20 protein-coding genes are annotated in these 25,537 nt (G+C 56.4%); 8 read left to right on the forward strand and 12 right to left on the reverse strand.

Annotated elements, in window-relative coordinates:
* Window positions 1-391: 391 nt before the first annotated feature.
* The 3 genes from LCM21_RS02900 to LCM21_RS02910 all read left to right on the forward strand — a co-directional run bounded on the left by LCM21_RS02900 (window position 392) and on the right by LCM21_RS02910 (window position 3,815).
* Entirely contained in the window at window positions 392-2,143 is a 1,752-nt protein-coding gene (locus LCM21_RS02900; RefSeq protein WP_224889238.1) for an acetolactate synthase 3 large subunit, read from the forward strand.
* A gap of 66 nt (window positions 2,144-2,209) precedes the next feature.
* Window positions 2,210-2,770, forward strand: a complete 561-nt coding sequence (gene ilvN, locus LCM21_RS02905; RefSeq protein ID WP_068331841.1) for an acetolactate synthase small subunit — start codon at window positions 2,210-2,212, stop codon at window positions 2,768-2,770.
* 292 nt (window positions 2,771-3,062) lie between these two features.
* A complete protein-coding gene (locus LCM21_RS02910; RefSeq protein ID WP_224889239.1) occupies window positions 3,063-3,815 on the forward strand; it encodes a helix-turn-helix domain-containing protein in 753 nt (250 codons plus the stop codon).
* Window positions 3,816-3,818: 3 nt separating this feature from the next.
* On the opposite strand, the gene LCM21_RS02915 is transcribed toward LCM21_RS02910, so the two are convergent.
* The 6 genes from LCM21_RS02915 to LCM21_RS02940 form a co-directional block, all read right to left on the reverse strand.
* Window positions 3,819-4,601: a DUF2189 domain-containing protein gene (locus tag LCM21_RS02915; protein ID WP_224889240.1), complete on the reverse strand. Its 783-nt coding sequence runs from the start codon at window positions 4,599-4,601 to the stop codon at window positions 3,819-3,821.
* Window positions 4,602-4,629: 28 nt separating this feature from the next.
* Window positions 4,630-6,024 (reverse strand): amidase, encoded by a 1,395-nt coding sequence (locus LCM21_RS02920; RefSeq protein WP_224889241.1) that lies wholly within the window; start codon window positions 6,022-6,024, stop codon window positions 4,630-4,632.
* Window positions 6,025-6,195: 171 nt separating this feature from the next.
* On the reverse strand, window positions 6,196-7,320 hold the full coding sequence (gene prfB, locus LCM21_RS02925) for a peptide chain release factor 2 (protein ID WP_224889242.1): 1,125 nt from the start codon (window positions 7,318-7,320) through the stop codon (window positions 6,196-6,198).
* 90 nt (window positions 7,321-7,410) lie between these two features.
* A complete protein-coding gene (locus tag LCM21_RS02930; RefSeq protein ID WP_224889243.1) occupies window positions 7,411-9,897 on the reverse strand; it encodes a penicillin-binding protein 1A in 2,487 nt (828 codons plus the stop codon).
* 95 nt (window positions 9,898-9,992) lie between these two features.
* On the reverse strand, window positions 9,993-11,213 hold the full coding sequence (locus tag LCM21_RS02935; RefSeq protein ID WP_224889244.1) for an N-acetylmuramoyl-L-alanine amidase: 1,221 nt from the start codon (window positions 11,211-11,213) through the stop codon (window positions 9,993-9,995).
* Between the two features lie 66 nt (window positions 11,214-11,279).
* Window positions 11,280-12,443, reverse strand: coding sequence for a pyridoxal phosphate-dependent aminotransferase (locus LCM21_RS02940; RefSeq protein ID WP_224889245.1), 1,164 nt, complete (start codon window positions 12,441-12,443; stop codon window positions 11,280-11,282).
* Here LCM21_RS02940 and LCM21_RS02945 point away from each other — a divergent pair.
* The 3 genes from LCM21_RS02945 to LCM21_RS02955 all read left to right on the forward strand — a co-directional run bounded on the left by LCM21_RS02945 (window position 12,442) and on the right by LCM21_RS02955 (window position 15,787).
* A complete protein-coding gene (locus tag LCM21_RS02945) occupies window positions 12,442-13,824 on the forward strand; it encodes a M48 family metalloprotease (protein WP_224889246.1) in 1,383 nt (460 codons plus the stop codon). The genes LCM21_RS02940 and LCM21_RS02945 overlap by 2 nt on opposite strands.
* A complete protein-coding gene (locus LCM21_RS02950; protein WP_224889247.1) occupies window positions 13,821-14,579 on the forward strand; it encodes a DsbA family protein in 759 nt (252 codons plus the stop codon). Before LCM21_RS02945 ends, LCM21_RS02950 begins: the two co-directional genes overlap by 4 nt.
* 308 nt (window positions 14,580-14,887) lie before the next feature.
* Window positions 14,888-15,787, forward strand: coding sequence for an FkbM family methyltransferase (locus LCM21_RS02955; protein ID WP_224889248.1), 900 nt, complete (start codon window positions 14,888-14,890; stop codon window positions 15,785-15,787).
* 158 nt (window positions 15,788-15,945) lie between these two features.
* On the opposite strand, the gene ispG is transcribed toward LCM21_RS02955, so the two are convergent.
* From ispG to hemA, 3 genes are all read right to left on the reverse strand, one after another.
* The gene (gene ispG / locus LCM21_RS02960) at window positions 15,946-17,067 is read right to left on the reverse strand and encodes a flavodoxin-dependent (E)-4-hydroxy-3-methylbut-2-enyl-diphosphate synthase (protein WP_224889249.1); all 1,122 of its coding nucleotides are present in this window, start codon (window positions 17,065-17,067) and stop codon (window positions 15,946-15,948) included.
* Between the two features lie 71 nt (window positions 17,068-17,138).
* Window positions 17,139-18,350, reverse strand: a complete 1,212-nt coding sequence (locus LCM21_RS02965) for a helix-turn-helix domain-containing protein (protein WP_224889250.1) — start codon at window positions 18,348-18,350, stop codon at window positions 17,139-17,141.
* Between the two features lie 127 nt (window positions 18,351-18,477).
* The gene (gene hemA, locus LCM21_RS02970) at window positions 18,478-19,701 is read right to left on the reverse strand and encodes a 5-aminolevulinate synthase (RefSeq protein WP_224889251.1); all 1,224 of its coding nucleotides are present in this window, start codon (window positions 19,699-19,701) and stop codon (window positions 18,478-18,480) included.
* Between the two features lie 320 nt (window positions 19,702-20,021).
* Between hemA and LCM21_RS02975 the strand changes: the two genes are divergently transcribed.
* Entirely contained in the window at window positions 20,022-21,407 is a 1,386-nt protein-coding gene (locus LCM21_RS02975; protein ID WP_224889252.1) for a dipeptidase, read from the forward strand.
* Between the two features lie 54 nt (window positions 21,408-21,461).
* Here LCM21_RS02975 and lpdA read toward each other — a convergent pair whose 3' ends face one another.
* On the reverse strand, window positions 21,462-22,856 hold the full coding sequence (gene lpdA, locus LCM21_RS02980) for a dihydrolipoyl dehydrogenase (RefSeq protein WP_224889253.1): 1,395 nt from the start codon (window positions 22,854-22,856) through the stop codon (window positions 21,462-21,464).
* A gap of 214 nt (window positions 22,857-23,070) precedes the next feature.
* On the opposite strand from lpdA, the gene LCM21_RS02985 reads away from it, so the two are divergent.
* Complete coding sequence (locus LCM21_RS02985; RefSeq protein WP_224889254.1) at window positions 23,071-23,505, forward strand: hypothetical protein; 435 nt, start codon at window positions 23,071-23,073, stop codon at window positions 23,503-23,505.
* On the opposite strand, the gene LCM21_RS02990 is transcribed toward LCM21_RS02985, so the two are convergent.
* Together LCM21_RS02990 and LCM21_RS02995 are read right to left on the reverse strand one after the other, a co-directional pair.
* The gene (locus LCM21_RS02990; protein WP_224889255.1) at window positions 23,502-24,080 is read right to left on the reverse strand and encodes a DUF924 family protein; all 579 of its coding nucleotides are present in this window, start codon (window positions 24,078-24,080) and stop codon (window positions 23,502-23,504) included. The two genes, LCM21_RS02985 and LCM21_RS02990, sit on opposite strands and share 4 nt — an antisense overlap.
* A gap of 110 nt (window positions 24,081-24,190) precedes the next feature.
* A complete protein-coding gene (locus LCM21_RS02995; RefSeq protein ID WP_224889256.1) occupies window positions 24,191-25,462 on the reverse strand; it encodes an MFS transporter in 1,272 nt (423 codons plus the stop codon).
* Window positions 25,463-25,537: the final 75 nt, after the last annotated feature.

Consider the following 25,537-nt stretch of genomic DNA (forward strand, 5'->3'; position numbering starts at 1 on the left):
AGCGTGAAACAGAGAAACGCGCGGCTCATGTCTGTTTCGGACATCGCGCTGACGCTTTTTGACCTGCCAAAATCCCCGCAGCCCTGGGTAATCAGGACGAAATTCTCGAAAATTCCCTACCTGCGGCAATCTGCGCAATAAAATGTCGCAAAATCAGCAATTGAGGTTACAAAATTGGTAAGATTGCCTGTTGACGACTTCAGCGCCCGCCCATAATGTCCCTCCAAGCTAAAAAGGAGCCTCTGGCGATGAAAACGCTAGTCGTAATCGTAGGAACAACGCGCATGGGCCGGTAACGGTAATCCATAATCGAACCCATGCGCCTCCGAAAAATCTCGGGGGCTTTTTTTATGCGAAACGCAAGACACATGTCGCGAACGGAGCAAAGCAGATGACACGTGAGATGACCGGCGCAAAGATGGTGGTTCAAGCCCTCAAGGACCAGGGCGTGGACACGGTATTCGGATACCCTGGTGGCGCCGTCCTACCGATCTATGATGAGATCTTTCTGCAAAACGACATTCGTCACATTCTGGTGCGCCATGAGCAAGGAGCGGTACACGCTGCCGAAGGATATGCCCGCTCGACCGGCAAGCCGGGCGTCGCGCTTGTGACCTCGGGTCCCGGTGCCACCAACGCGGTGACCGGCCTGACGGATGCGTTGATGGACTCGATCCCGATTGTGGTTCTGACCGGTCAGGTGCCGACCTTCATGATCGGCTCGGACGCGTTCCAAGAGGCTGATACTGTAGGCATCACCCGCCCTTGCACCAAGCACAACTGGCTCGTCAAGGAAACGGACACGCTGGCCGAAACGGTGCACGAGGCGTTTCATGTCGCCACCTCGGGCCGCCCAGGCCCGGTATTGATCGACATTCCCAAAGACGTTCAGTTTGCGTCCGGGAAATACAGCCCGCCGAAACCGTCAACCTCGCATTACCAGCCGGTTCTGAAAGGCGATCTTGAAGAGATCACAGAACTGGTTGCCGCGATGGAGACAGCGAAGAAGCCTGTCTTTTATACCGGTGGCGGTGTCATCAACTCGGGTCCTGCAGCCAGCCAATTGCTGCGCGAACTTGTTGACGCGACGGGCTTTCCGGTCACCTCGACCCTTATGGGCCTTGGCGCATATCCGGCTTCCGGTGAAAACTGGTTGGGCATGCTGGGCATGCATGGTCTGTACGAGGCCAACCTTGCGATGCATGACTGCGACCTGATGATCAACATTGGCGCGCGGTTCGATGACCGGATCACCGGACGGATTGATGCTTTCTCGCCAAAGTCAAAAAAGGCGCATATCGACATCGATCCCTCGTCGATCAACAAGGTTATCCGCGTGGACATACCGATTGTTGGCGACGTAGCTCATGTGCTTGAGGACATCCTGAAGGTCTGGAAGGCGCGCGGGCGCAAGACCAATGCCGCCGCTGTCAAGAAGTGGCAGGCGCAGATCAGCGAATGGCGCAAGGTGAATTGCCTTGCCTACACCAACAGCGAAAAGTCGATCAAGCCACAATACGCACTGCAACGCCTTGAAGAACTGACCAAAAACCACGATCGCTACATCGCGACCGAGGTTGGCCAGCATCAGATGTGGGCGGCACAGTATTTAGGTTTCGAAGATCCTAACCGCTGGATGACATCTGGCGGATTGGGGACAATGGGTTACGGCTTTCCGGCCTCCATTGGCGTGCAAATGGCCCATCCTGACGCGCTGGTCATCAACGTGGCGGGCGAAGCTTCGTGGCTGATGAACATGCAAGAGATGGGCACAGCCGTTCAATACCGCCTGCCGGTTAAGCAGTTCATCCTGAACAACGAACGTCTGGGCATGGTGCGGCAGTGGCAGGAACTGCTGCATGGTGAGCGGTATTCGCATTCCTGGTCCGAGGCTCTGCCCGATTTTGTCAAACTCGCCGAAGCGTTTGGGGCCAAGGGCATCTTGTGCTCGGACCCTGCCGATCTTGATGATGCGATCATGGAAATGATCAACTATGACGGCCCGGTGATCTTTGACTGCCTGGTTGAAAAGCACGAAAACTGCTTCCCCATGATCCCGTCCGGCAAGGCGCATAACGAAATGCTGCTGGGTGAGGCCGAAACGCAGGGCGTGATCGATAGCAAAGGCTCGGTTCTGGTTTAAAGCATGCGACGAATTTTGTCGGGCGTCCTTGCGCCCGGCACCACGAGGATGATGAAAGGGACATAAATGTCTGCCCTACATATCAAAAAAGGCGCCACACGCCATTCTGCCTATAACCTACGCCCAACATTTTCCGACCTGCAGGAACGCCACACGATTGCGCTTTTGGTCGAGAATGAACCCGGTGTCTTGGCCCGCGTGATCGGGCTGTTCTCGGGCCGTGGCTACAACATTGAAAGCCTGACAGTAGCTGAGGTCGACCACACCGGTCATCTCAGCCGTATCACCATCGTGACCGTCGGCACACCGCAAGTTATTGAACAGATCAAGGCGCAGCTGGGCCGGATCGTCCCCGTCCATGAAGTGCATGACCTGACCGTTGAAGGGGACGCGGTTGAGCGCGAGCTTGCCATCATAAAAGTTGTCGGCGCGGGCGACAAACGGGTCGAAGCGCTGCGGCTGGCTGATATTTTCCGCGCCAACGTGGTCGACAGTACGCTGGGCTCCTTCATCTTTGAGATCACCGGCGCACCGGACAAAATCGATGCGTTTGCCGACCTTATGCGCCCGCTGGGTCTGGTTGAAGTGGCGCGCACTGGTGTCGCTGCACTGCTTCGCGGAGAATAACCCGCACCCCACCCTTTCGAATTTCACGCTAAGGGTGGGGTATTGCGTTGTTTGACTGCCATACATTTGCCACTTTTAGAAAATGCGGCGTTTATTCGTGGAATAGAGCCAAAAAGATCACACAAAATAGGATAAAGCCTATTGCGTTTATAGGATTGAACGTTAGCCTCAGGGACTGTCGTGGCGTAGGGATGCGCCCGGCCTTGTAGTATTTGCGTGCTTATTCGTTGTTTCGGCCACCGGGTCAAAGCCGCGATGTACGCTAGTCAAGTCGCTGGAACCTGAGACGCTTATGGCAAAAGATTTTCGTAACCCGGACGAACTACGTAGGATGTTCGGCGCGAATCTCAGGCAGCTTGCCAAGCAATACACTTCCATTTCAGAACTTTGCCGACACTTGGGCGTCAACCGAACTCAGTTCAACAGATACCTTGGCGGTGAAAGCTTTCCGCGGCCTGATGTTCTTGACCGAATTTGCCGCTTTTTTGACGTCGACGCCCGCATATTGCTGCAACCACTGGACGAAATCGACAGATCACCGCCGCACCCTGCCGCAGCCGCCTTGACCGAATTCTTAGGGTCAGGCCCAAAAACACTGACCGAGAGCCTGCTTCCGGCAGGGTTTTACTATGCGACGGAAACCGAGGTGGATGAACATCAACCCTCGCGGCACAGGCTATATTACGTTCGCCGGTTACCGCAATGCACGCTGGTGCGCGGGTTTGAGCCCAAGGCCAGCATGCCCGGTGCCACCCCGAACGAGCGCGAAGTGCAGGGCATCGCAGCCAGTGCCGGGCGACAAATCTATATCCTTATGTCCAGCCGTGCGGCGCAAAACAGTCGGATCTACTTGGTTACGCGCGGGTCAGATGAAAATTCTGACCATTGGCGCGGGGTGGCAATCTGTCTGTCGAAAACCACAGCTAATGTTGCGACGACCCGACGTATTCTTTTACGCCATTTAGGAAATGACACGTCATCCGTACTGGCCGCAGCGCGAACCGCCCAGCGGGCCGAGCGGACCTTCCAGCAAGGGACGAAATAGACATCACGCGGTGCTTGCCTCGGATGCCTGTGTGATCAACCGGTACAAATGCCAGCTTGCGTGCCCCAGTATCGGCAACACAACCAACAAGCCCAAAAACCACGGAATAATGGCCACAAAGGTCAAAACCGCGATAAATGCACCCCATGACAGCATGATGATCAGGTGGTCGCGGACATAGCTGAAGCTGGCGATCATGGCCGACACGAAATCCAGCTCTCGGTCCAGAAGCATCGGGATAGAAAGTACAGTGATCATATACAGAACAGTGGCAAACACGGCCCCGACCGCAGTACCCACGGCGAGCATCGTCAGGCCGTTCGGGGTCAGATAAACCTCGGCAGAGGTCGACACGTTGGTCATGGTTGACAGGCCCATAAACAGGGCAAAAATCATGTGCCCCAGAAAGAACCAGAACAGGAACATCACGACGATGATCGCACAGATTGATGGTAACTGACGGCGCCCCTGCTGAACCACGACACCGAATATCGCGCCAAAATCCAACTTCTCGCCCTGCTCCAACTGGTGCGAGACCTCATACATCCCGACCGCCACAAACGGTCCGAGCAGCGGAAATCCGATGGCAGCCAACACCAGCCAATAGGACGTACCGGTCTGTATCGTGATCCATGCCATTGCCCAGCCCGCAAGCACGTAGAAACCTGCGAACAGCAGCCCAAACAGCGGCGCCCGACGATAATCAGCCCAGGCGCGGCGCAGAGCCTCACGCAGCATCTCGATGCTCACCGGACCCATGTCGGGTACACCAAATGGTTTGTCCATGTTAATCCTCCTCCCCTCCATTCCAAAATCAGGCCGGTCTTTTCTGTGGCCAGCCAGTCGCCGCATGATAGGCTGCGCCCATCGACAGTATACGGGCATCCGATCCCCGCGGGCCAAAGAGCTGCATTCCCATCGGAAGCCCCCGCGCGCCGAAACCGACAGGAACCGACAGGCACGGCAGGCCAATCAGACTGACAGGCACCACGACCTGCATCCACCTGTGATAGGTGTCCATCTGTGTCCCGGCGATGGCTGTCGGGTACGGCGTTTCAATCTCGAATGGCCAGACCTGCGCTGATGGCAGGATCAATGCATCATATTCCTCAAATAATTGAGCGGCTCGGCGAAACCACTCAGATCGCACGACACTGGCGTCATGAACCTGCATCGCGGTCAGACTCATACCGCGGTCCAATTCCCATTGCGCGGTCTCTTTCAGCGCGTCTCGGTGCCCCGATAGCGAGGCAAGGCTTGCGGCCACGCTCCACGCGCGGAGTGTAACCCAACTCTCCCACATCCGCTCCGCCTCGAAAGGCGGCGTAACCGGGATTATGTCGGCCCCGAGTCGCTCGAATACCTTCAAAGCATCCCGGCACAGGCCCATGATACCATCCTCAAACGGGAATGCTCCGCCCCAGTCTTTCAGCCACCCAATCCGCAGCCCCTTCAAATTGACCGCCTGGACCGGAGACACAGCCGCGTCGTAGCATCCATGAGGTTGCCGCGGATCAGGCCCCGAAATCACGTCCAACAACAGGCCCAAATCCTCGGGGCTCCGCGCTATTGGGCCAAGCGTCGAGAGCTGATGCAGGAACCCGTCGCCCACAGGTTCGGACGGCACCCGCCCCCAACTGGGTCGGAACCCGTACACATTGTTCCACGCGGCAGGGTTGCGCAGACTGCCCATCATGTCCGACCCATCCGCCAATGCGACCATTCCCGTCGCAAGCGCCACGGCAGCACCCCCCGATGACCCACCGCATGAACGCGTCGGATCGTAAGCATTACGCGTCGCCCCGTAGACCGGATTGAACGTATGAGAGCCCAAACCGAATTCCGGCGTATTGGTTTTGCCAATCAGAATTGCCCCCGCAGCACGCATACGCGCGGCGATCAGGTCGTCTTTCTCTGGCATATGGTTCCGAAAAATCGGCGAGCCCTGAGAGGACACCACCCCGGCGACATTTACCAGATCCTTAACCGCAATCGGCAATCCGTGCAGCGGGCCTTGAATTCCCCCCTCATCCAGTGCACGCGCCTCAGCCATCAACTCATCCGGGTCACGCAGGGCAACAATCGCATTCGCCGACCCGTTCACCGCAGCAATTCGATCCAGCGTCAATTGCATCAACTCACGCGCCGACAACCGTCCGGCGTTCATCGCGCTCAACAGATCGCGTGCAGTCGCTTGGCTAAGATTCATTCTGGGCTATCCCTCGTGCAAGGTCAGCCTAGCGGGGGCACACCCTCATTTAAACCCGTTGTTTAAATGAATCTTTTTTAGCGCCCGCGGCACCGCGCAGACGGCATGAGAGAGGCAAGTTCAATTCACCAAACGGTACAGGAAAGATAGGGCGCAAACCCCCTGCATCGCTTAATCGCCCTGCGCCTCGGATCGGCTTTTGCCCGCCACGTTCAGCGCAAGTGTCGCTGCCATGAACCCGTCCAGATCACCATCCAGAACGCCCTTGGTGTCCGAAGTTTCATAATTCGTGCGCAGGTCCTTGACCATCTGATAGGGCTGCAAAACGTAGGATCTGATCTGATTGCCCCAACCTGCATCGCCCTTGGCCTCATGGGCCGCGTTGATATCCGCGTTCCGACGGTCCAGCTCTTGCTGGTACAAACGCGATTTCAGGGCCTTCATCGCGATATCCCGGTTCTGGTGCTGCGATTTCTCGGACGAGGTCACAACGATTCCCGTAGGAATGTGCGTGATCCGCACGGCCGAGTCGGTGGTGTTCACGTGCTGCCCACCTGCGCCCGAAGACCGGTATGTGTCGATCCGGATATCGGACGGGTTAACTTCAATCTCGATATTGTCGTCGACCACCGGATAAACCCAGACCGAGCTGAACGAAGTGTGTCGCTTGGCCGCCGAGTCGAAGGGTGAAATTCTGACCAAACGGTGCACGCCACTTTCAGACTTTAACCAGCCATAGGCGTTATGACCGGATATTTTATAGGCGGCAGATTTAATCCCGGCCTCCTCGCCCGCGGTCTCAGACTGCAATTCGACCGTATAGCCCTTTTTTTCGGCCCACCGCACATACATCCGCGCAAGCATCGAAGCCCAGTCGCAACTTTCGGTCCCGCCCGCGCCCGAGTTGATTTCGAGGAAGGTATCATTACCGTCGGCCTCGCCGTCCAGCAACGCCTCAAGTTCTTTTTTGGCGGCTTTGGATTTCAGGCCCTTTATGGCCTGCTCGGCGTCGGTTACGACCTCTTCATCCTCTTCCATCTCGCCCAGTTCGATCAACTCGATATTATCGCTCAGATCGGTTTTGATGGATTCGTAGGTCTCAATTGCATCGACCAAAAGCTGCCGGTCACGCATCAGTTTCTGCGCGTTTTCCGGGTTATCCCACAGATTGGGATCCTCGACACGCGCATTGAACTCTTCAAGTCGATGTGGAGCGGTTTCATAGTCCATACGCTGCGCCAGCAGCTCTAGTGACTTTTCAATCTCTGCCACAATATTCTGGGTTTCGGCGCGCATGGTCTTGTTCCAACTCACTCAATAAGGACTGCCTGATAGCAAGAGGTTACGGGCACCACAAGACAGCAGCGCCGCGAAACACTTCAGATGTCAGTAAAGGCCACCGCCCTGTAGATCACCCTGGCTGGCATTTGGTCCAACGGTGACGGTACTGCCGGTTGACGTGGTGACCTGACGGCCCGAGCTTGCCTCTTCGAACAGCGGCAAGTCAGACCCCATGGCAAACCCGCCGTCATAGACGCGGTCGATGAAACCATCGACACCGTCGCGGAAATATTCAGCCACCACATAGTCACCGGTGGCATCTTCCGGCAGCCGCGCGCCGCTGAAACGGTCGATTTTTATGAATTGACCACCCGGTGGCACCTCGAACGGGCCACCCCCATATTTCTCAACCGCTTTTTCCATGAAGCTTTGGAAGACCGGACCGCACAACGTGCCGCCATAAGCCCCCCGCCCCATCGGACGCGGGCGGTCATAGCCGATATAGCAGCCAGCCACGATATTCGAGGTGAAACCGATGAACCACGCATCCTTGGATTCGTTGGTGGTGCCTGTCTTGCCCGCCGTCGGCACAGGCAGGTTGACGACTGACGACGCCGTACCGCGATCGACAACGCCCTTCATCATCGACGTCAACTGATACGCGGTAATCGCATCCATGACCTGCCAGCGATCAGTCACGATAGTGGGCGACTCGTCCGGCTCAAGCCAGCCCGAGTTACAGTCCACGCACTGGCGGTCATCGTGGCGGTAAATGGTCTTGCCGAACCGGTCCTGAATGCGGTCAACCAGCGTGGGCTCGACCCGCTCACCGCCATTTGCAAACATCGCGTAGGCCGCGACCATTTTGTAAAGCGTCGTTTCCTCGGCACCTAGCGAATTGGCCAGGAATGCACCCATCCGGTCATAAACGCCAAAGCGTTCCGCGTATCCTGCGACCACAGGCATCGTGACCTCTTGCGCCAGACGGATCGTCATCAGGTTTCGCGATTGCTCAATCCCTGTCCGCAGCGGTGTGGGACCGTAGAATTTGTTCGTAGAGTTCTTGGGACGCCACAAACCCTGCGGCGTATTCACCTCGATCGGAGCATCAACAACAATCGTCGCCGGGCTATAGCCGCTGTCCAGCGCTGCCGCATACACGAAGGGCTTAAAGCTCGACCCCGGCTGGCGCTGTGCCTGCGTGGCGCGGTTGAACACCGAGTCCTGATACGAGAACCCGCCCTGCATCGCCAGAACACGTCCCGAGTTTACATCCATCGCAACAAAGCCGCCCTGAACTTCGGGCACCTGTCGGGCGGACCACTGGCCTTCCTCGCCGGCCATTACCAGAATAACATCGCCGCGTTTAAAGTTTGCCGCGAAGTCGCCCTGCATCCACGAGATATCAGACCGTGGAATAACACCGTCTGCTGGTCCATCCTCAATGCCCACGGTCAGCGACTGTTCGGCCACGTTCAAAACCACTGCCGGGTACCACTGTGTTGGCAGCACCACGTCGCGTGGGATTTCCATGATCGCCAGCGCCTCACGCCACTGGGTCTCATCGGCCAGTTTTTCTTCGGGGATCACCTCACCCGTGCCACGCCATCTGCCACGCGACCGGTCGTATTTCTGTAAGGCAGTGCGCAGCGCCTTGGCCGCCTCGACCTGCATTTCCTCATCCACCGAGGCGCGCACGGTGAAGCCGCCGGTAAAGAACTCACCCTCACCAAAATCCTCGCTCAGTTGGCGGCGAATTTCGTCAGTGAAGTAATCGCGGGGCGGCAGCGCCGTGCGGAAGCTTTCAAAATCACCGTTCTGAACCGAGCGCAGCGGTTGTGCGACTTCGTCTTCATACGTGGCCCGATCAATGTAGCCGTTTTGCTGCATCTCGCGCAGCACATAGTTCCGGCGCGCCAGCAACCGATCCTTTTGCCGAACAGGGTGGTAATCAGACGGCGCTTTGGGCATCGCTGCCAGCGTCGCGGCCTCGTGCGGTTCCAGCTCTTGCAGTGTTTTGTTGAAATAGGTCTGCGCGGCAGCGGTTACGCCATAGGAGTTCTGACCCAGAAAAATCTCGTTCATGTAGAGTTCGAGGATCTGTTCCTTATCCAGCGTATCCTCAAGCCGGGTGGCAAGGATGATCTCTTTGATCTTTCGCTCGGCGCGGCGATCACCAGACAACAGAAAGTTCTTCATTACCTGCTGCGTAATCGTCGAAGCACCGCGTACGTTTTCGCCCTTGGATTTCACCGCCTCGACGCCAGCGGCGATGATCCCGCGCGGGTCATATCCCTGATGAGTGTAGAAATTCTTGTCTTCGGCCGAGATAAATGCCTGCTTCACCAGATCAGGTATCTCTTCCGACGGAGTAAAAAGGCGTCGTTCCTGCGCGAACTCGTCAATCAGTTGCCCCTTGCCCGAATAAATCCGGCTGATCGTCGGCGGTTTATACTGCGCCAGCGATTCATGGCTGGGCAGGTCGCGCCCATACATCCAGAAGATCGCGCCGATCACCAGCGCGGCCATAAAAATACCCAAGGTAACGAGGCTGAAGATTGCCCCGAAAAAAGAAAGAATGAAACGGATCACGTCACTGCCTTTTACTCGCGCTGCCGCCTATATAGTGATGCCCCGTTGCGAGGTCAAAACGTGGTGGCTTATATTAGCCGGTTTGCGCCGCAGGGTCACTGGCCAATCAGGGACCTTTTTACCTGATCATCCCGGCGCCATTGCTCTAACCCGTGCAGAATCCCACGCGCCATGGCTTTGCGCCATTCGGGGTCCTTTATGTTTCTGAGGTCTCTGGTGTCGGAGAGAAACCCAAGTTCCACCAGAACGGAAGGAATATCAGCAGCCTTGAGAACAGAGAAAGACGCCCTGCGGACTGGGTGGTTGTTCATCGGCCCACCTTGCTGCGCCATCCCGTCCGCAAGCGCCCGAGCCAGGGCGTCGGTACGAGGCTTGGTTTCCTGCCGAGCAATATCCATCAACACATCGGCCACTTGGTCGTCTGCCCCGCTTAGATCGATACCCGAAATCAGGTCGCCCCGGTCATGACGTTCAGCCAACTTGCGGCTGGCGATGTCCGACGCATCGTCGGACAGCGTGTAAATAGCTGCTCCGTGCGCTTGTCCTTCCGACAGGATATCTGCGTGCAACGAGATAAAAACATCCGCGCCCGCCCGGTGTGCCAAGGCAATGCGGCGTTCAAGGCTGACGAAATGATCGTCAACACGCGTCAGCATCACCTGATAGCCACCGGCACGCAGCAGAGTTTCGCGCAGCTCGCGTGCGAAGGTCAGCATCAGGGTTTTCTCATTCGTCCCGCCGGCCTCGGCCCCCGGATCAATGCCACCATGGCCGGGGTCCAGCATAACCAGCAATGGGCGCGTACCATCGCGCCCCGGCGTTGCAGGCCGGACTGCCGGTTCCGGCAAGTCCCAGTCCGGTTGGCGCGGTGCGCCGGCACTGGCGGCAAAACTGTCGAAATCAGTGCCGCGTAAGCCAAGCGAAAGATGCGCTGTTCCGTTCACCTGATCAACGCGCATGTCCGCGGTATCCACGGCCAGCGGAGCACCAAGCTCTAACACCATCCGCGACCAACCCGGAACATACGCACCAAATTTCACGTCGCTGATCCGGTCAGTCTGCAAAAAACTGTCGACCTCAAGCCCTGTCCAATCAACTTCCTGGAAATCCAGAACCATTCGATAGGGATCGCGAAGGGTGAAAACCCGGTATGGCACACCCTGGCTTAAACCAAGATCGACGCGAACACCCGCGCGACCGTGATCCGCAATACGGCTCTGATCGGGCAGAATGCGCGCAAGCGCACTGAAGTCGTGCGCAAGCGCAGTACCCGTCAGCGCCCAGATCAGGGCGATGGTGTAGAAAATCCTGCTCATGGCCTCAAGTTTTCCCGAGATCGTTTGACCAACAGCCTAACCGACCCGCGCTGTTTTGTGAACGGGTTACGCTGGTGTTGCGCGCGCCGCACGTTGCGCCATGAAACGCTGCAGGCGAAGCAACCCTTCTTCGATATCTTCGGACGCGCGGGCATAGGAAAACCGCAGCGTGTGATGGCCCCTCACCGGGTCGAAATCCAGCCCAGGCGTAACGGCCACCCCGGCCTTTTCGAGAATTTCAGCAGCAAAGGCGCGGCTATCATCGGTCAGGTCAGAGACATCGGCATAGACGTAGAAAGCCCCGTCAGGCGGTGCAATATTGGTAAACCCTGCCTTCGGCAGACCATCCAGCATCAGCGCGCGATTGCGGCGATATACGTCCAGGTTGGCCTGAAGCTCTTCTTCACAATCCATAGCCGCCAGCGCCGCGACCTGGCTGGCGTGCGGGGCGCAGATGAACATGTTCTGGGCAATGCGTTCGATCACGCGTACCTGATCTTCAGGCACAACCATCCATCCGACCCGCCAGCCTGTCATTGAAAAATACTTTGAGAATGAGTTGATGACGTAACACTCATCCGTCACTTCCAGCGCGGTCACGGCTTTGGCCTCGTATTCCAGACCGTGGTAAATCTCATCACTGATGAACGACGCCACTTGCCCGTGCGCCGCCTCGATCAGCGCGGACATGGCGGTGTGATCCAACATTGTGCCGGTGGGATTGGCCGGAGACGCAACCATCAGACCTTGCAGGTCGAGCCCAGCAAAATCAGCAGGCACCGGCTGCAAACGGTTTTCAGGCGCGGTCGGCAGATCGACCGGAACCAAACCCAGCGCCTTGAGGATCTGCCGGTAAGATGGATAGCCCGGCGCGCCGATGCCTACCCGGTCTCCGCTGTCGAACAGCGCCGTAAACGCAAGAAGGAATCCGCCCGACGAGCCCGGCGTAATCACCACCCGATCCGGATTCAGATCTAGGTTATACCACTCGCCGTAAAGCCGCGCGATCCGCTGGCGCAGCGCGGGCAGACCCAAAGCCACCGTGTATCCCAACGGGCCCTGCTCCATTGCTTGTGCCAGCGCCTTGGTCGCCCCAGTGGGTGCACCGGTTCCGGGCTGGCCCACCTCCATGTGGATAATGTGGCGCCCGGCTTCTTCGGCGCGGCGTGCGGCCTCCATCACGTCCATCACGATAAAAGGATCGACCCCGGACCGGGTTGAGTTTTTCATGCCCATCTCCCATGTTGCGACCATGGCTTTTGAACGCTTATGCAGGGTGGCGTCAATCCCGGCCGTGTTGCTGGCAGCAGTGACATGGATGGCAAGCGTTGTTCCGGCATCCGCGCAGGGTTTGATTCGAGACCCCGATATCGAACACGGGTTGCGGGAACTGGCCTTTCCAATACTGCGCGCCGCCGGGTTGAATACTAACCGGGTTAGAATTCTGGTAGTCAATGACGGCACATTCAACGCCTTTGTCATCGACTATGGTGCAATCTATTTAAATTACGGGCTGATTTTGTCCGTCGACAGCCCCGATATGCTGCAAGCGGTCATCGCGCACGAGGCCGCGCATATCGCCAATGGTCATCTGGCCAGGCGCGTTGAGAACCTGGGGGCTGCGAACCGTAACGCCGGAATTGGCACTGCGCTGGCTCTGATTGCAGCAATTGCCGGCGGCGGTGAAGCCGCAGCAGGTATCGCTGCGGGCACCCAAAGCGCGGCTTTGCGCAGCTTTCTGAGCCACACGCGCACCGAAGAAGCCTCGGCCGATCGCAGCGCCGCCAGCTATCTCAGGTCGGCGGGAATTTCGCCCGCTGGTATGGTTGCGTTACATCGAAAATTCGCAGGGCAAGAACTGCTGAACCCGGTCAATCAAGACCCATATATGCGTTCGCACCCCACCAGCCGCGAACGTCTGCGCGCAGCCGAAGCCTTTCTGGACCAATACGGCGACTGGTCGAAGACAGACCCAAATGCCGAGTACTGGTTCGCGCGTGTGAAAGGTAAATTATCTGCCTTCCTTCGGTCATCAACGTGGACGATGCGGCGCGCGAAAGAAGAAACCGCGCAGGACATACGCCTGATGCGCGAAGCAGCGGCCTTTCATCGAAACCGTGATCTGCCATCAGCTCGATCTGCAATAGATGGCGCATTGGCTATTCGTCCGGACGATCCGTTCTATTATGAGTTAAAGGGCCAGATCTTGCTGGAAAACCGCCAGTTGCAGGACGCAGTCACTGCCTATAGCAATGCTGTGGACAAAGCCCCGAATAACGCATTGATTCTTGCTGGCTACGGACGCGCCCTTTTAGCAAGCGGTCAAACGAAGAAAGCATTACAAGCGCTTGAAAAGGCAAGAGAAAGAGACTACCTGAATGCCCGCCTGATGCATGACCTTGGAATGGCGTATGCGAAGGTTGGAAACAACGGAATGGCTTCGGTCGTGACAGCAGAACGATATGCTTTGCAAGGCCAATTGGCCGACGCGGGTATTCATGCAAAACGCGCCTTAGGACAACTGCCCGAAGGCTCACCAGGTTGGCAACGGGCACAGGACGTGTTGATTGCCTCGGAACGCGCAAAGAAAGCGAAAAGGAAACTGAAATGATGCTCAGACGTGCAGCACCCGCCCTTGTCGGGCTTTCTCTTTTGGCCGGCCCAGCCCTGGCGTTGGACCTGAACGCGCTCAGCGATGCTGAAAAAGCAGAGTTTGGCGCACAGGTGCGCGAATACCTTTTGGAAAACCCCGAAGTGATCCTTGAAGCGATCAACATCCTGGAACAGCGCAATGCCGCGCTGGAAGTGGCGGCCGACAAAGAACTGGTCAAGGCAAATACGGATGAGTTGTTCAACGACGGCTATAGCTGGGTCGGCGGCAACCCCGAGGGCGACATTACCTTGGTCGAGTTCATGGATTACCGCTGTGGCTATTGCCGCCGCGCAGTGTCCGAGGTTGCCAGCCTGCTGGCCGAAGATGGCAATATCCGCTTTGTAATTAAGGAATTTCCGATCCTGGGCGAGGCCTCGGTCCTGTCCTCGCGCTTTGCCGTGGCTACCAAACACGTGGCCGGTGACGACGCGTATAAACAGGTCCATGACGCCCTGATGGAATTCAACGGTGAACCGAATGAGATTTCTTTGCGCCGTATTTCTGACGGTTTGGGATTGGACAGCGACGCAATCATCGCGGCGATGGACAGTGACCAGGTGACCGACGAAATCTCCCGCACCCGTGCACTGGCCCAGCGTATGAATATCTCGGGAACGCCGTCTTTCGTCCTAGGTACCGAAATGCTACGCGGCTTCCTGCCGGCCGAGCAAATGCAACAAATCGCCGACGGTGTACGCGCAAGTCGTAGCTAAACAGTAGGGGCGGATAATCCGCCCCCCACCCGATTGAGGGGGCATCGGAGTAAAAAAAAGCACATTCATTAAGCTCCGATTTGCCCACGAGTCGCAAAACGCTGCAAAAAGGGCTGCATCACCGATCAGCCACAACTCTCTTAGCTGCGCCGGGAAGGACCACAGGCAGATTTATTTCCCCTCACAACTGCTGAGGCGCAACTCATGACCGCCTTCCTTGGGTGTCGGCAAATTTCAAGTTCACAACCCGCGTTTTGAACGATATCTTTGAATATATCAAAGTCATTGACCTATAGGCCGGGGTGCGCATGAGTAGCAACAAGAACTCTGGACTTTCCCGCGCCGCGCGGCGTGTTCGTGATGCGGGACGAGTTCTTCGGGGAAAGAAAATCGCCTCCGATCCAGATGCTTATCGGCCGAAAGTCGCAAAAACGACCTCAGACGACACACCCCAATATCCAAAGGCGGATCAGGGTATCATTGTCGATGTCGGCATGAACGATGGTAAGGACACGCATTATTACCGAAAAAGAGGGTTTCATGTCATTGCTGTCGAGGCCATTCCGGACTTGTGCGCCACAGTGGCCAAACAATTCGCGGATCTCGGCGTCGATGGGGTCGATATCCGGAATTTTGCTGTAACCGACGACACCACAGACGAAGTCGCGTTTTACGTGAATAAGCATATTTCAGCCTGGAGTTCAGTCGACGAAAGAATCGGCAGCCGACTCAAAGGGGCCGAAAAGATCAGTGTCCCTGCGGTAGATTTGTCCAGTGAACTAAGCTCGGTTTCCGGGCAGATTCTTTATATTAAGATCGATATCGAAGGTTATGATAGTGTTGCGCTTTCACAAATCATGAAGCTTCCGAACCTGCCACGTTATGTTTCGGTCGAAAACGGCAGCTCGGACATGCTCAACATTCTGCATGAGAACGGGTATGACGGGTTCAAATTTTCGAACCAGAAATATGTTGAAACTCAGACGGTTTCGCCCCTTTCGCCGCACGGCAAGATCGTTAATCATAAGTTCAAATCAAGCGCGTCGGGCGTATTTGGCGAAGATCTGCCCGGAAAATGGATTTCTTACGAAGACGCTTTGAAAATTCAAAAGGCGCTGAATCTGGCCACTCAAACCGCGCCTAACAACCTCTTTGCTGAGATCATCGGGTGGTTTGATCTGCATGCAAAGCATTCATCTGCGAAGTAAAACTCATAGCTTGTCTGGCACAAAACCCGAATCAAACACACTCGTTTTCCCCCAGACTGAGCTGGTATACCCAACGCTGCAACAGGTTACAGATATCTACCACTTGCAATTGCCCTTCAGCGGCTTTGATATCATCCACGCTTACCCACCGAGGTGGTTTACTCGGCGGCTTCCTGCGCCGCGTCTAACTCAGCCGCCTTTTTCTCAACCTGTTCGACGATGTGATCAATCATCTGATCGTTCGACATCTTATGGCTGGCCTTGCCCGCAAGATAGACCATACCTGACCCCGCACCGCCGCCTGTGAAGCCGACATCGGTCATCAGCGCCTCGCCCGGGCCGTTTACTACACAGCCGATGATCGACAGGCTCATCGGCGTTTTGATATGTTCTAGACGCTGCTCCAACGCCTCAACAGTCTTTATCACATCGAAGCCCTGCCGCGCGCAGGACGGGCAGGAGATGATGTTTACGCCGCGGTGGCGCAACCCAAGAGATTTCAGGATTTCATAGCCAACCTTGACCTCTTCGACCGGATCGGCGGACAAGCTTACGCGGATCGTGTCACCGATCCCCATCCACAGCAAATTACCCAGCCCGATAGCCGATTTGATGGTGCCTGAGACCAGCCCCCCAGCCTCGGTAATACCCAGATGGATCGGTGCGTCGGTTGCCTCGGCGATACCCTGATACGCAGCCGCCGACAGGAATACGTCGCTGGCCTTTACGCTTATTTTGAACTCGTGAAAGTCGTTGTCCTGAAGGATGCGGATATGCTCTAACCCGCTTTCAACCATCGCCTCGGGACAAGGCTCAGCATATTTTTCAAGCAAGTGCTTTTCCAGACTGCCCGCATTCACCCCGATCCGGATCGAGCAATTGTGGTCTCGGGCCGCTTTGATGACCTCTTTCACACGCGCTTCATCACCAATATTGCCCGGATTTATCCGCAAGCAGGCCGCACCGGCCTCGGCAGATTCAATCCCTCTTTTGTAATGGAAGTGGATGTCGGCAACGATCGGCACCGGGCTTTCGCGCACAATCTCTTTCAACGCCTTTGACGATGCCTCATCCGGGACCGAGACCCGCACGATATCCGCGCCCGCCTCAGCCGCGGCTTGCACCTGGGCCACGGTCGCAGCCACGTCGGTTGTCAGTGTGTTGGTCATCGTCTGAACCGCAATCGGCGCGTCGCCGCCGACGGGAACATTACCGACCATGATCTGACGGGACTTGCGGCGATAGATATTGCGCCACGGACGAACATGATTGAGCGACATAAAGACAAATCCAAGGCTGGCTAGATTAGGTCTTTAAATAGTCCGCCTACCGGAGCATCGCAATGGCTAGATCACTCTGCAGGGGCTTCGGCCGCTTGCGCCTGCAATTCGGCAACCAACTGTTTGAGGGCGCTGTTTTGCTCTGCCTCAAGATCAGCAACGGCATAGCTTTCAGCAACGGCATCCTTGGACAGCACTACACCTTTGGCAACTGTACCCGGCGCACCCGCAGGTCCGTAGTGTTCGCCATTCATCGAAAAGAACACCGATCCCGAAGCGCCTGCACGCAGCAATGGTGGTTCTTCGGTCAGCGGAACCTCAAAAACACTGCCCTGTTCAACTGTGCCAAGGGTGCCTTCGAAAATCACGCTGCCATCCGCAGCCGTTACCCGCATCCATGATGGGTTCACCGCAACGATCTTTAACGTCGTATCAATCTGTTCAACCACCTGCGGCAAAGCAGGGCGCTCAACCGTGTGAACCTCGGCGATCTCAACCTGCGGCAACTGCTGCGGCAGGAAGGTTCCGACAGTGCGCGGGTCCAGAGTTGAGATTGGCGCATCACGCGCCACCAAGACCGGCACGTCCAAAGCCTGTGGGCGATACAGGCGGTCCAATGCCTCGGTGCTGGGATTGTCTGCAACGTTGGCTTCGGTCGCGCCACCAGAGCGTGCGGTATCCAGCGGATCAAGATCAGACAGAACGACGGGTGCTTGCTCAACCGGGCTGACCTGCACTTGCTGAATCCGGTTCAGAACCGACCAGCCGCCATAACCGATGCCGCAGATCACCGCGATCAGCACCAATGACGATCCAATAGCCCGCGGTTCAATCTGGCTGACCAGCGATTCCCGACCCGGTAGGTACGGCGTATTGGGAGAGATGAACGGATCGCGGCCCATCGACCCTTGAGTACGCAGACCACCAGTTGGTTTCCGCACAACCGACGCTTCGGCCGACATACCATGCGCGACCTCAAAACCGCTTTCTTCACAGAAGGCAACAAATGTATCGTCCGGGTTCATCCCGAGATACCGCGCATAGGAACGCACGTACCCGGCAATAAAGCCGGGTGTGTCGAACGCGTCTGGGTCCGCGTCTTCGATTGCAGCTATGTAGTTGGCTTTGATGCGCAATTCCCGCTGAACATCGAGAAGGGACTTGCCCATTGTTGCGCGCTCACCCCGCATCCGGTCGCCAAGCCGAACTTCATAATCGTCATAACCCTTTGGCCTGACGTCAGTATCGCGTTCGGATTCGCGCTGAGATCTGCGCCCAATCATCCCTGCTGCCCCATTTTGCCTTCGCGTGTTTCACGCTAACGGAGAATCGCTTTGTAAATGATTCGCCCGCTAATTTTGTTACTTAACTCTAACACGCGACAAACCAGTTGCACACTTTCCCGTGAGGTTAACCTGCAAGTTCGGCGCGATTTAGCGCACAATGTGACCAAAGTTCGTCCATGGCGTGAACCAAGCGGTCCATTTCGTTGGGTCCGTGTACTGGGGATGGGGTAAAACGCAGCCGCTCTGTTCCGCGCGGGACAGTCGGGAAATTGATCGGCTGCACGTAGATTCCAAAGTCATCAAGCAACCGGTCGCTGAGGATTTTGGTATGCACGGGGTCGCCGACGATCACAGGAACGATGTGGCTTCCATGGTCGATCAACGGCAAACCCAGCCCCTTGAGGCGCAGCTTCAGGATTTTGGCCTGCGTTTGATGCTGCTCACGCAGTTCAACAGCTGTTTTCAAATGGGCGACGGATGCTGCCGCGCCCGCCGCAACCGCTGGTGGCAAAGACGTCGTAAAGATGAAGCCCGGCGCGTAAGAGCGCACGGCATCGCACATTTTCTCGCTGGCCGCGATATAGCCCCCCATAACGCCAAACGCTTTGGCTAGCGTTCCGTTGATGATGTCGATGCGATGCGCCAGGCGATCACGCTCAGTCACACCACCGCCGCGCGGGCCATACATACCAACAGCGTGCACTTCGTCGATATAAGTCAAGGCACCGAATTCGTCTGCCAGGTCGCAGATCGCTTCGATCGGACCAAAATCACCGTCCATCGAATAGATCGATTCGAAGGCGATCAACTTGGGCGCATCAGGATCATCTGCCTCAAGCAGTTCGCGCAGATGGGCTACATCATTGTGGCGGAAAATACGCTTGGCACCGCCATTACGGCGCACGCCTTCGATCATCGAGGCATGGTTCAGCGCATCAGAATAAATGATCAGGCCCGGAAACAGTTTCGGCAGGGTGCTGAGCGTGGCGTCATTGGCAATATACGCGCTGGTGAACAAAAGCGCGGCCTCTTTGCCATGCAGATCAGCCAGTTCAGCCTCAAGACGCTTGTGGTAAACCGTGGTGCCCGAGATATTGCGCGTACCACCCGAGCCTGCCCCGGCTGACTCAATAGCTTCGTGCATGGCATTCAGAACAATAGGGTTCTGCCCCATGCCCAGATAGTCATTGCCACACCAAACGGTGACATTCTGCTGTGACCCGTCCGGGCGTGTCCGCACCGCATGTGGGAAATGGCCGTTTCGGCGTTCGATATCGATAAAGGTCCGGTAACGTCCTTCATCATGTAGCCTGGCAATCGCTGTATCGAGCTGAGCAGTATAGTCCACCGATGTCTCCTTACGTGCCCGACCCAAGACTTATTCGGCCCGGCGATGTTCCTGACGCCATGACCGGACAAAGCCGAGCGCGCGCCTATGCGTTCCCTTGTAGCAATTACGTATAAACGACATTGGGATCACATGTTTGATTTGCATCAAATATCCCGTCACATCAGCATGGACAAGTAAAGTTACTGCCCCCAGACGCGGGGAAACGACGCAGGTGTTTCCAAGTGTTTCCGATATTGTACCACATTCCGCCAAAGCGGACTGGACGGCGCTGGTGGCGCTGATAGGGTCCCGTCAAATTTTACAAGCAGGAGACCCCTATGTCGCTGGACGACGTTTTGAACCGCATTGACGCTGATTTGCAGACCTCTATCGACCGTCTGATGGAACTGCTGCGCATTCCGTCAATTTCGACGGACCCGGCCTATGACGCGCAGGTGGATCAGGCTGCCGATTGGCTGGTGGCTGATCTGCAAACGATTGGCATCGCGGCAGAAAAGCGCAAAACAACTGGTCATCCCATGGTCGTAGGCCACATCGGAGAAGACAGCGACGCGCCGCATGTCCTGTTTTACGGGCACTACGATGTGCAACCGGTGGACCCATTGAACCTGTGGACGCGCGACCCGTTCGATCCGGCCATCGAAGAGACCGACAACGGACCCGTCATCCGGGGCCGTGGATCGTCGGACGACAAGGGCCAGTTGATGACATTTGTCGAGGCCTGCCGGGCGTGGAAAGCGGTGCATGGGTCCCTGCCCTGCCGCATCACCTTTTTCTTTGAGGGCGAAGAGGAATCTGGCTCTCCTTCCTTGGTTCCCTTCCTTCGCGAAAACGCGGCCGAGTTGAAAGCCGATCTGGCGCTGGTGTGCGACACCGCTATGGTCTCGCGCGGTGTGCCATCGATTGCCTCGCAATTGCGCGGTATGCTCAAGGACGAATTCACCATCATCGGCCCGCGGATCGACCTGCATTCGGGCCACTACGGCGGCCCCGGTTTGAACCCACTGCGAGAGTTGTCGAAAATCGTCGCCTCATTCTATGACGATGAAACTGGTCGCGTCGCGGTCGAAGGGTTCTATGAAGGTGTCCACGAAGTGCCGGCCGAGCAGTTGAAGCAATGGGAAACCTGCGGCTTTGACGAAGACGACTACCTGAAGTCCGTCGGATACTCGCAGCCCCATGGTGAAAAGGGATACTCAACGCTGGAACAGCAATGGGCACGACCGACGCTTGAGGTTAACGGCCTGTGGGGTGGATATAACGGCGCCGGATCGAAAACGGTCATCCCGTCACAAGCGCATTGCAAGATCACCTGCCGGTTGGTCGGCGACATGGACCCTGACGCCCTGCGTGACAAAATTCGCAAACATGTCGAAGACCGCCTGTCACCCGATGCAAAGATCGAGTGGGACAATGATCTTGAGGGGTCTCCTGCTTCGGTCATGAACTTGGATCGCCCGGAATTCGAAGCTGCCCGTGGTGCTTTGTCAGATGAATGGGGCCGCGAGGCCGTGTTCACCGGAATGGGCGGATCGATTCCAGTTGTGGGGTATTTCAACACGGAACTCGGGCTGGATTCGATGTTGGTCGGTTTTGCGAATGAAGACGATGCCATCCACTCGCCAAATGAAAAGTATGACGTGAAAAGCTTTCACAAGGGCATCAGGTCCTGGGCACGCATTCTGGATGCCTTGACCCGCTAAAGAAAAAAGGCACCGCTTACCCAGCGGTGCCTTCAAATTGGCTTCAAGCCAAACTTACATGTGAATGACTTGACCGTAAGCGTCCAACACGCTCTCGTGCATCATCTCTGACAGCGTCGGGTGCGGGAACACCGTGTTCATCAGGTCTTCTTCCGTTGTTTCCAACTGCCGCCCCACAACATAGCCCTGAATCAGCTCGGTCACTTCTGCACCGATCATATGCGCGCCCAGCAACTCACCTGTCTTGGCGTCAAACACGGTTTTGATCATCCCCTCGGGCTCACCCAAAGCAATGGCTTTGCCGTTACCGATAAAGGGAAAACGGCCCACTTTGACTTCATGGCCAAGTTCTTTGGCCTTGGCTTCGGTGTATCCGACCGAGGCAACCTGCGGGTGGCAATAGGTGCAGCCTGCGATGCTTTCGGGTTTGACCGGATGCGCGTGTTTGCCTGCGATCAACTCGGCCACCATGACGCCTTCATGGCTGGCCTTGTGCGCAAGCCAAGGCGCGCCCGCGATGTCACCGATGGCATAAAGCCCATCAACCCCGGTGCGGCAGAACTCATCAGTCACGACATGCGTCCGATCTACCTTAACACCCAGCGCCTCAAGTCCGAGATTTTCAACGTTGCCGACGATCCCCACAGCCGAGATTACAGTGTCAAACTCGTGCTTCTCGACCTTGCCCTTCACTTCGATATGCGCGGTGACTTTGCCCTTGGCGCGGTCCAGTTGTTTGACCATCGCCTTTTCCATGATGGTCATACCCTGCTTGGTGAAGGCCTTCTTGGCAAAGGCGCTGATCTCAGCATCTTCGACCGGCAATACTCGATCCATCACCTCGACCACTGTCGTATCCGCGCCGAGGGTATTGTAAAAACTGGCAAATTCGATGCCGATCGCACCCGAACCAATGACCAGCAGTTTTTCAGGCATGCGCGGCGGCATCAGGGCATGTTTGTAGGTCCAAACCAGATCGCCGTCAGCCTCAAGCCCCGGCAGCTCACGCGCCCGGGCACCCGTCGCAAGGACGATGTTCTTCGCGGTCAACTCTTCGCTGCCCTTATCGGTTTTCACGCTCACCTTGCCTTTTGCCGGGATCGTTGCCTCACCCATGATCACGGTGACCTTATTCTTCTTGAGAAGATGACCAACGCCACTGGTCAGTTGTTTCGCCACTCCGCGAGAGCGTTTGACCACAGCATCCAGATCATAGCCGAACTTGTCTGCGGTCAGGCCAAAATCTTTGGCGCGCTCCATCAGGTGAAACACTTCCGAAGACCTCAGCATCGCTTTGGTCGGGATGCATCCCCAGTTCAGGCAAATGCCGCCCAGGTGCTCACGCTCGACCACGGCCGTTTTCAAGCCTAGCTGTGCCGCGCGAATGGCAGCCACATAACCGCCTGGACCGGCGCCGATTACGATCAGATCAAAAGATTGTGCAGCCATGGTTCCCTCTCGGCGCAGGTCGGTTGTAAAATTAGTTTACCATTAAACTATATCCTGAAACGCATCAACACACCTTTCCCGCGACAAAACAGACGCGGGCGAAATGTAACGCTTCATGCGGATTTCAGCCTATACCGCACGAGTTTCAATGGCTAGAACATAGGTGCCGAATTAGACGTTCAGTCCTAAACGCAAGTTATTCGAGAGGCTTATCATGGCCAAAACGTTCAAAGATCTTTTGCTTGCCCTGCTCAATGCCACGCTTATCCTTGTGGCGCTTTGCCTTTTTCTGGGGTGGAGGCTGGCAACGACCGTAGAAGACATCACCACAGTCTTTTCTGAAAAAGTGCAGATTGTCGCGCCGCTAAAAGACGAAATTCGCGGTATCCGAGGCGAGATTGCAGCCCTGCGCAGCGATCTTACAAACATTCAGGACAGCGGAACTGTCACGGATATTGCCGAGAAACTGCGTATTTCAACGGCTTTGGCAACGCTGGATAACATGGAAGCCAGGATGCAGGATTCGCAGGCCCGCATTGCAGAAATTACCGAGTCACCACAGACGTTGATCAACTCTGCCATAGAAAAATCGGCCGACGTGGTCGCCGACCGGATCATTGCTGTTCGTGGCTGCGTGCCCCAGTCCTAACCGGCGGCCTGCAGTTCGCGAACCGTTGCACCATATCCGCCCATGTCGACATAGGCTGCTTCGTGTGCCGTCATCGGGCGCTTTAGGGCTTCGTTCCGGTATGGAAACCGCCCAAACTTGCGGATCACTTCACGATGCGCACGTGCGTGCAACAGATTGCTTTGATCGCTGCTGGACATATTCTGACACATCAGACGGACACAGCGTTCCTGATCGCAGAGGTTTTCCGAATGCATCAAAGGCAGGTAAAAGAACTGCCGCGCAGGTTCGTCAATCTTAAGATCCCAGCCTTTGTCTATCGCACACTTGGCTGCCGACAGGGCAGCACGATCAGACGCGAATGCCTTGGCGCTGCCGCGGAACATGTTTCGCGGGAACTGGTCCATCAGTATGATGTAAGCCAAAGCCCCATTGGGATAAGTCAACCAAAGCGAAAACTTACCTTCATGCGCGGCTTCCCACGTGGTCAAGAACCGTTCGCGAATATCTGCATCCAAAGCGTCGTCTTGTAGATACCAACCCTTGGGACCAATTTCATCTAACCAAAAACTCAATACTTCTTCAGGCCCAACCATTGCCCTAAACTCCGTCGTGTTGCCCTCCCCAGGGACGTAAGGTCATTAAATGCCTATTTACAGATTTGTTACAGTAAAAAATTGCAACACTTGCGTCATAATCTTGTGTTTCAGGCAACATCTTGCGTTTCAGCGTCGGCTTCGGCGGCTTCTATAGCGACCTCCTGCGCCAGTTCTACCGCAACAGGCGAAGCTGTCGCATAGACCGTGGACATGGTGCCTGTCTCGTCAACCGGGATCGCGGCACGCTGGGTCATACGGTACAGCGCGTAAACAGCCGTGGTAACTAGAAGCGCGGCGATGAACAGGAAAAATCCTTGCGGGCCAAACACCGCATCCCCCATAAGCCACCCCGTAATCAGCGGACCGGCAATCGCGCCAAGGCCGTTGATGAACAACAACCCACCCGATGCGGCGGCCATATCCTCATGCTGCAAAAAGTCGTTCGCGTGAGCGATGAGAAGGGAATACAGCGGGTTCGACATCCCTCCGATCACAAAGGCCGAGACCAGCAGGATCGGGAAAGCCAAACCAAACAGCATTCCTGCAATCGCGCCGCACGCACCAGTGACCGCAACCACCATGATCAGGACGCGGCGGTCCATACGGTCCGAGAACCAGCCCAGCGGATATTGCAAAACCAATGCGCCGACATAAAACGCAGCAACGAAGGTCGAGATTTCAGCCAATGAAAGATCTGCTCGCGCCCCGTAAACCGAGGCCATGCCGAACTGAGCCGAGAACACTCCGCCCAACAGAAACATACCGACGCAGCCAAGCGGTGAATACCCGAACAATTCGCGCAGGGTCATGGGTTTGGTGGTGTCAAATGCGGGTGTCGGTGAAATCGACAACAGGATCGGCGCAAACGAAACCGAAACCAGGATCGAGGCGATCACGAATGTGTCGAACCCAGCAGGGTCTCCCAAAAGAACCAAGCCTTGGGCGCTGATAATGCCCACCATCTGAAAGATCATGTAAAGCGACAGCGCCTGTCCGCGGTTTTCGTTGCTGGCGGCATTATTCAACCAGCTCTCGGCCGTGACATACACGCCGGAAAAGCAGAACCCGATCAGAACGCGCCCCAGAATCCAGACCACGGGATTGGTCATCAACGGGTACAAAATCATCACTGCCGAGATGAACGACGCCAGTGCCGCGAATACACGCACATGTCCGACGCGTCGGATCATCTCGGGTGCCAGGCGCGAGCCGCCAAGAAAGCCAAGGAAATACGCCGACATCACAAACGACATCTCCAGGGTCGAGAACCCTTCGATTTCACCGCGAACACCAAGAATCGTGCCTTGCAGGCCGTTGCCGACCATCAGAAGCCCCATCCCCAGAAGAAGCGCCCATGCGCTGGAAAGAACCTGAAGCATTCGCGCCTCCAAGAAATGTAATTTCGACCTGAACTGTGGAATCGCTTGTATAGGAAAAACGGCTCTGTTCGTGCT

It is taken from the genome of Ruegeria profundi (assembly GCF_020171505.1).
GTDB lineage: Bacteria > Pseudomonadota > Alphaproteobacteria > Rhodobacterales > Rhodobacteraceae > Ruegeria > Ruegeria profundi.

What these genes read in the sequence shown, in the direction of transcription:
- LCM21_RS02900 (WP_224889238.1), top strand. Translation starts at nt 392, where the DNA reads ATGACACGTGAGATGACCGGCGCAAAGATGGTGGTTCAAGCCCTCAAG.
- ilvN (WP_068331841.1), top strand. Translation starts at nt 2,210, where the DNA reads ATGTCTGCCCTACATATCAAAAAAGGCGCCACACGCCATTCTGCCTAT.
- LCM21_RS02910 (WP_224889239.1), top strand. Translation starts at nt 3,063, where the DNA reads ATGGCAAAAGATTTTCGTAACCCGGACGAACTACGTAGGATGTTCGGC.
- LCM21_RS02915 (WP_224889240.1), bottom strand. Translation starts at nt 4,601, where the DNA reads ATGGACAAACCATTTGGTGTACCCGACATGGGTCCGGTGAGCATCGAG.
- LCM21_RS02920 (WP_224889241.1), bottom strand. Translation starts at nt 6,024, where the DNA reads ATGAATCTTAGCCAAGCGACTGCACGCGATCTGTTGAGCGCGATGAAC.
- prfB (WP_224889242.1), bottom strand. Translation starts at nt 7,320, where the DNA reads ATGCGCGCCGAAACCCAGAATATTGTGGCAGAGATTGAAAAGTCACTA.
- LCM21_RS02935 (WP_224889244.1), bottom strand. Translation starts at nt 11,213, where the DNA reads ATGAGCAGGATTTTCTACACCATCGCCCTGATCTGGGCGCTGACGGGT.
- LCM21_RS02945 (WP_224889246.1), top strand. Translation starts at nt 12,442, where the DNA reads ATGCCCATCTCCCATGTTGCGACCATGGCTTTTGAACGCTTATGCAGG.
- LCM21_RS02940 (WP_224889245.1), bottom strand. Translation starts at nt 12,443, where the DNA reads ATGAAAAACTCAACCCGGTCCGGGGTCGATCCTTTTATCGTGATGGAC.
- LCM21_RS02950 (WP_224889247.1), top strand. Translation starts at nt 13,821, where the DNA reads ATGATGCTCAGACGTGCAGCACCCGCCCTTGTCGGGCTTTCTCTTTTG.
- LCM21_RS02955 (WP_224889248.1), top strand. Translation starts at nt 14,888, where the DNA reads ATGAGTAGCAACAAGAACTCTGGACTTTCCCGCGCCGCGCGGCGTGTT.
- ispG (WP_224889249.1), bottom strand. Translation starts at nt 17,067, where the DNA reads ATGTCGCTCAATCATGTTCGTCCGTGGCGCAATATCTATCGCCGCAAG.
- LCM21_RS02965 (WP_224889250.1), bottom strand. Translation starts at nt 18,350, where the DNA reads ATGATTGGGCGCAGATCTCAGCGCGAATCCGAACGCGATACTGACGTC.
- LCM21_RS02975 (WP_224889252.1), top strand. Translation starts at nt 20,022, where the DNA reads ATGTCGCTGGACGACGTTTTGAACCGCATTGACGCTGATTTGCAGACC.
- lpdA (WP_224889253.1), bottom strand. Translation starts at nt 22,856, where the DNA reads ATGGCTGCACAATCTTTTGATCTGATCGTAATCGGCGCCGGTCCAGGC.
- LCM21_RS02985 (WP_224889254.1), top strand. Translation starts at nt 23,071, where the DNA reads ATGGCCAAAACGTTCAAAGATCTTTTGCTTGCCCTGCTCAATGCCACG.
- LCM21_RS02990 (WP_224889255.1), bottom strand. Translation starts at nt 24,080, where the DNA reads ATGGTTGGGCCTGAAGAAGTATTGAGTTTTTGGTTAGATGAAATTGGT.
- LCM21_RS02995 (WP_224889256.1), bottom strand. Translation starts at nt 25,462, where the DNA reads ATGCTTCAGGTTCTTTCCAGCGCATGGGCGCTTCTTCTGGGGATGGGG.